The sequence below is a fragment of the Faecalibacterium sp. genome (assembly GCF_052358865.1).
GTDB classification, from domain to species: Bacteria; Bacillota; Clostridia; order Oscillospirales; family Ruminococcaceae; genus Faecalibacterium; species Faecalibacterium butyricigenerans.
In genome coordinates this window covers 1-5,285 of sequence record NZ_DAWCVJ010000115.1, presented here as the reverse complement: position 1 = coordinate 5,285, position 5,285 = coordinate 1, and the positions used below count along the sequence as shown (strand labels likewise).

Annotated in this window: 8 protein-coding genes; 3 read left to right on the top strand and 5 right to left on the bottom strand. The window is 49.9% G+C overall.

Annotation, left to right across the window (positions count from 1 at the left end; all coding sequences use genetic code 11):
• Positions 1-184 precede the first annotated feature (184 nt).
• Together ACT8X9_RS12685 and ACT8X9_RS12680 are read left to right on the top strand one after the other, a co-directional pair.
• Positions 185-520 (top strand): hypothetical protein, encoded by a 336-nt coding sequence (locus ACT8X9_RS12685; protein WP_444269232.1) that lies wholly within the window; start codon positions 185-187, stop codon positions 518-520.
• Positions 521-711: 191 nt separating this feature from the next.
• Entirely contained in the window at positions 712-1,500 is a 789-nt protein-coding gene (locus ACT8X9_RS12680; protein ID WP_444269231.1) for a DUF975 family protein, read from the top strand.
• A 243-nt stretch (positions 1,501-1,743) separates the two neighbouring features.
• Here the strand turns inward: ACT8X9_RS12680 and ACT8X9_RS12675 are convergent, their stop codons facing one another.
• The 5 genes from ACT8X9_RS12675 to ACT8X9_RS12655 all read right to left on the bottom strand — a co-directional run bounded on the left by ACT8X9_RS12675 (position 1,744) and on the right by ACT8X9_RS12655 (position 4,716).
• Positions 1,744-2,241 carry a hypothetical protein gene (locus ACT8X9_RS12675; RefSeq protein ID WP_444269230.1) on the bottom strand — a complete coding sequence of 166 codons (498 nt, stop codon included), beginning with the start codon at positions 2,239-2,241 and terminating at the stop codon, positions 1,744-1,746.
• On the bottom strand, positions 2,222-3,727 hold the full coding sequence (locus ACT8X9_RS12670; RefSeq protein WP_444269229.1) for a Y-family DNA polymerase: 1,506 nt from the start codon (positions 3,725-3,727) through the stop codon (positions 2,222-2,224). The genes ACT8X9_RS12675 and ACT8X9_RS12670 overlap by 20 nt, the downstream gene beginning before the upstream one ends.
• Before the next feature lie 19 nt (positions 3,728-3,746).
• Positions 3,747-4,034, bottom strand: coding sequence for a hypothetical protein (locus ACT8X9_RS12665; protein ID WP_444269228.1), 288 nt, complete (start codon positions 4,032-4,034; stop codon positions 3,747-3,749).
• A 162-nt stretch (positions 4,035-4,196) separates the two neighbouring features.
• Complete coding sequence (locus ACT8X9_RS12660) at positions 4,197-4,367, bottom strand: type I restriction enzyme endonuclease domain-containing protein (RefSeq protein ID WP_242965721.1); 171 nt, start codon at positions 4,365-4,367, stop codon at positions 4,197-4,199.
• 142 nt (positions 4,368-4,509) lie between these two features.
• Positions 4,510-4,716: a DUF6219 family protein gene (locus ACT8X9_RS12655; RefSeq protein WP_097839462.1), complete on the bottom strand. Its 207-nt coding sequence runs from the start codon at positions 4,714-4,716 to the stop codon at positions 4,510-4,512.
• Positions 4,717-4,992: 276 nt separating this feature from the next.
• Here ACT8X9_RS12655 and ACT8X9_RS12650 point away from each other — a divergent pair.
• Positions 4,993-5,285: DUF134 domain-containing protein (locus tag ACT8X9_RS12650; RefSeq protein WP_444269227.1), on the top strand; the 293-nt coding region annotated here is incomplete at its 3' end.

Below are 5,285 nucleotides of genomic sequence, written 5' to 3'. Positions count from 1 at the left end.
CCAGATAAACACTAATCTCCATGATTGTTACCATTGAAGGAATACATTTGCGACGATCTTCGGGCATACCGAATAAGATTTGCATTGGCAGTTGAAAACGGCTCATGTTACCTATTGCAATTCTGACTATTTGGAAATATACTTGTAAGTATCAAATTATTTCACTTTATGGGAGGAAATTATTATGGCAAGACCCAAGGGAAGCAAGAATAAGGCTCGTACTGTAAAGGCCAGCGTTGATTATGCAGCCGTCGTTGCAGAAAAGACCGCTGAAAAGGAAAAAATCGAATCTGAGGTTGCTACGCTGACTGCAAATCTCGATGATCTGAAAACGCAGCTGAAAGCCAAGAAAGCAGAATTGAAAGCCGCCACCAGGGAACTTGCCAAAGCTGAAAACAAAAAAGCTGCCGCCGAAGCAAAGGCAGCAGAAGAAGCAAAGAAGGACGAAGCAGAAGATGTGCTGAAGAAGCTGCTTGCCAGCGGTATGACGGCTGAAGAAATCCTTGCAAAGCTCCAGTAATGCAATATGATGAACTGGACAAGCTGCTGAAGTAAAGGAAGGGGCTGTTGCACACGGATAAAAGCCGGTGCAACAGCCTCTTTTTCATTCATGCTGCAATTTTTTCAGCGTTTCAAACGTATCTAAATTAAAGTGGCATATCATATTCCTTTTCACACATACTTGCCATTTTCAGACAGGAGGTTGCTTTTATGAAAATATCTGCCGACTATCGTATGCTCGCTCTCGATGCTCTGCGCGGAAAATGGAAAACTGCTGTTCTGACAGGTATTGCCGCCAGTGCGCTCGGTGCTACCATTGTGAGCAGTTCCAACAGTGTCGTTTCCAATTCCAATCAGGCAAAGGACATTCATTTTAACCTGGTCGCCCAGCCAAACGGCGGTCGGCTGCTTGCTGTTTTGCTTGTCGGCATTGGCCTGTGGGCAATCCTCCAACTGATCGTGGGCGGTGCAGTTCAACTGGGATATGCTCATTTTAATCTGAACCTTGTAGATGGAAATGATGCTGCCATCTCGGACTTGTTCTCTCAGAAAGACCGTCTGTGGGATGGCTTCTGCATGAAATTCCTGCAGGGTCTGTACATCGCCCTCTGGTCGCTGCTGTTGGTGATTCCGGGAATCGTGAAAACATACAGCTATGCGATGACACCTTACATCATGTCCGAACATCCTTCGCTGACCGCAAATGAAGCGATCACAGAATCCCGGCGGATCATGAATGGCAACAAATGGCGGCTGTTCTGTCTGGATTTCAGCTTCATTGGCTGGGAGCTGCTCTGTTCGTTGCCACTGTATGCCGGGGGTTTTCTGGTTCTCAAATATTTCACCGGTTCAGAGGCTATGGCGATTTCTCTTGTTCTTCTGCTGACAATTCCATTGAGCATTGGCTTCTTTTTTGTACGCCCCTATGAGGAAGCTGCATGGGCCACTTTCTACCGCGATATTACCGCAGCACCTACCGAACCGGATGAAGCATACTGACTTTTATACTATTTCGCAGATGTGACCGGATTTTCGAGGTGGTCTGCGTATGGATAAGAAACCTGACCGTTCCGAAATAATTACAATGAGCCTCTTGTATGCTTTAACGCTGGTGCTTACGGTATTAAAAGTGACGAGAACGTTTTCACTGCCTTGGTTGTGGGTACTGGGTCCGCTTTGGCTTGGCACACGTCGGTACCGTGATTAGGGCTGCTTGCGCTGGGAGATCTCTCCCAGCGTTTTTTATTGCTCGGAGATGCCGAGATATTGGTCAATCTCCATGATGCTTTCCCCACTGATCTCAACCAGATCTTCAAAGGGCACTACGGTTTCGCCCACCTGCAAGGTGCGGAACACCGGGTCGATGCGGTCCGCTTTTCCGGTCAGCGTGATGTAGTTGCCCACTGCGGGAATTTCCGGGTGGGCGGTATCCTCTTTGAAATACCGCACTGTGATGGTCATGCCCTTGGTGACCTGCATCAGCCGATCGGACAGAGCCGACATTTCTTCCTCGGTCAAAATGCGCTTGGTCACCCGCTCGGTGCGCTGCTTTTCTGCGGCAAGCTGCTCATCATAACCACGCAAGGCTGCAAAGGGAGAGAAAATCTTTGCCCGGTTCTGCAAGGTCATGCGGGGATGCTTGCGAAGGGATTCTTCGGTCTGGGGGCGTTCCATCTCTATAATGTCCCCATACTTTTGGGCAGTCTCTTGTCCGATCTTGCTATTTTTGTAGTTTTCCATCCGAACCTCCCGCGCTGTGCCCGCCGATCTGCGCGTTGCGCTGGCGCATGGTGGCACCTTCCTCGTAGCTGCTGGCTTTCAGCACGGCGTTTTTGCCGTACTTGTTCTTGATGCCCAGCATGGCTTGCTGGAGTTTTTTCTCCTTTTCCAGCTTCTTTGTGTCCGTGAAAAAGTCCACCTGATAGATGCCCTCGTCCGGGGTGACCTTGTTGGCGTTGAGGGTGATGCGCCGCACCGTCAGCGCCGGGTCGGTGATGCGCTCAAACAGCTTTGCGCTTTCGTTGATGATGGTGCTACCCAGATTGGTGGGGGCATCAAACCGGACAGTGCCGTGGGCTGCTTTGGGGATGACCCTGCCGTAGCGGTCGGTCTGGGTCAGACCACGATAGTCCCCCTTGTCCACGTTCTCCCGGTCGTAGCCTATCTCCAAGGTGATGGATTCCGTCACCAGTTTCTTTTCCGTGAGCCGGAACATCAAGATCTCTGCCATCTCCCGGACGATAAGCTTGGCTTTGTCGTTGGGGTAAGGGCAGGTCAGCACCTGCCCCTCGCTGATGCTGTTGGTGCTGGGCTTGTAACTTTTGATCTCAGCCATACCGCAGGGCTCATAGCCCCATGCGTGGTCGATGAGAATTTCCGCATCCACGCCAAAAATTTCATACAAACGATCTTCCCCGTGGACGGAAAACCGTGCCAAATCCCCCATGGTGTAGATGCCATGGGCTTCCAGCCGCTTGACGGTGCCGGGGCCAGTCATCCAGAAATCCGTCAGCGGTCTGTGGTTCCACAGCAGATACCGGTAAGACTGCTCGTCCAATTCCGCAATGCGGACACCGTCCTTGTCCGCAGGGATGTGCTTTGCCACAACGTCCATCGCCAATTTTGCAAGGTAGAGGTTTGTGCCGATGCCTGCCGTTGCGGTGATGCCGGTGTTGTACAGCACCTCCCGCACCATAGTCATGGCAAGCTCATGGGCACTCATGTGGTAATAGGGCAGATAGCCCGTCACATCAATGAAAACCTCGTCGATGGAGTAGGGGTAAATATCCGCCGGGGACACATATTTGAGGTAGGTCTTGTAGATTTGGGTGGACACATCCAGATACCGCTGCATCCGGGGCGGCGCAACGATGTAGCTCAGCCCTAGCGTCGGGTCTGCGTTCAGGGCGTTGGCATCGAAGGAGGTGCTGGCAAAGTGGTACTTGCCATCCTCTCCCCGGACTGCCTTTTTCTTCCGGATGGCAGTTTGCAACCGCTGGGCGTTGACCTCCTGGACACGCTGAACGGCTTCAAACAGCCGTGCTCTGCCGGGTATCTTGTAGGCTTTTAAGGAGGGCGACACCGCAAGGCAGATGGTCTTTTCGGTGCGGGAGGCGTCCGCCACCACCAGATTGGTGGTCAGGGGGTCCAGATGACGGTCTACGCACTCCACCGAGGCATAGAAACTTTTCAGGTCGATTGCCAGATAGGTACGCTGTACTGCCATACTTCAGCCCTCCTCTGTGTTATTTGGTTTCCACCTCCACGAACCACCGGCCAAACCGGGAGGGAAACCGTGGGTCAGAACGCTCGAAAAACAAGTGCCGCTCCTGCCCCTTTACCATTACAGTATAACAGTCGCCGGGCATCTCGGCAATGGTATTTGCAGGGCGAAAGTCCCGCACCTGCTCGATGGGATACGTCCGACCATCGCCCCATGTGATCTGCCGGGGCTGCATATAGCCGGTTGCGTCAAAATCAGAGTTCACCTTCACATAGACCTTTTCTGTTTTACGGCGGCAGTTCCGATTCATTCCTCACAGCTCCTTTGCAAAAGTAACAACCATTTATCTTATTATAATAAATCTTTACGCTGTTTTCAAGAGAAAACACAACAATTATTAGCGATGCAAAAAAATACAGCTATATTTCAGTGTGAAGCCTGAATATAGCTGTATTCTTTCTTTATAGATGATTTAATTGTTCTCCTCAAAGTTCTCAACCTGCTCCATGACCTTTTTGAAAACTTCGGGGCTGTACTGTGGAGGATAGCCGTTTTTTACAAGGCAGATCTTGATCTCCAGCTTCAACTGATTGCGGACGTTCTGATTGTTCAGCCAGTCAGCAAACGAAGATTTGGTGTCGATAATCTCTTTGACCTTTTGCGCCAGAGCCTTGCACTTGTCGTTGATGACAGCACACCGTCAACCTCTTTATCGGTTCCGTATTCAAAATCATACTAGTCCCGCAGGGCAAGGAGAATAAAGATAAAGAAAGGAATTTTTTTGTTTAACTATTCTCACTATTATTTGATTTAGTGATTTTTTTCTTCTTTGGAGAAACCAGTTTGTGACCGGAATAAATGGACATGCCCATACAAATCAATGAAGAATAGGCAAAGTATTTATGCGCAGTCATAGATTTTTTGATTCCTGAATAAATGCATCCCAACATACAGAAAAGTGCGCCTAAGGCCCAGTATTTATGTGATTTCATGATTTGATGCCTCCTTTGATTTAACTGATTCAATTATAACGGTTTTTTACGAAAATGCAAGCATTACCGGGAACGCATTCATGTGGATGCTGTGACTGCCGCTACGGTCATAATCGGTGGGCATTACGAACAAGGCTCACATGTAGCATTCGACTCCGAATATCAGCCGGCACACATATGAGGACGGAAAATGTAGCAGCTTTTGAAAAAAATTGCTTTTTTCTGCTCAAAGTGCTACAATCGGAATATACCGAATACAAAGGGAAGAAAGCTCCCATGCCAAGACCGCCACGGTGCCGTCAAATTTGTGGCGTATCACAGGTCGATACATTCTGTCCCAACGGGTGCGAGAATACCGAGCCGATCCTGCTGACGCTGGACGAATACGAGGTCATTCGGCTGGTTGACTTGGAGCAGCAAACCCACGAGCAGTGTGCCGCTCAAATGGACATTTCCCGCTCTACCGTGCAGGAGATTTACGAAAGCGCACGGAGCAAGATCGCAGCGTATCTTGTCCACGGGAAACCACTGCACATCACCGGGGGAAACTACCGCATCTGCGGAGGACA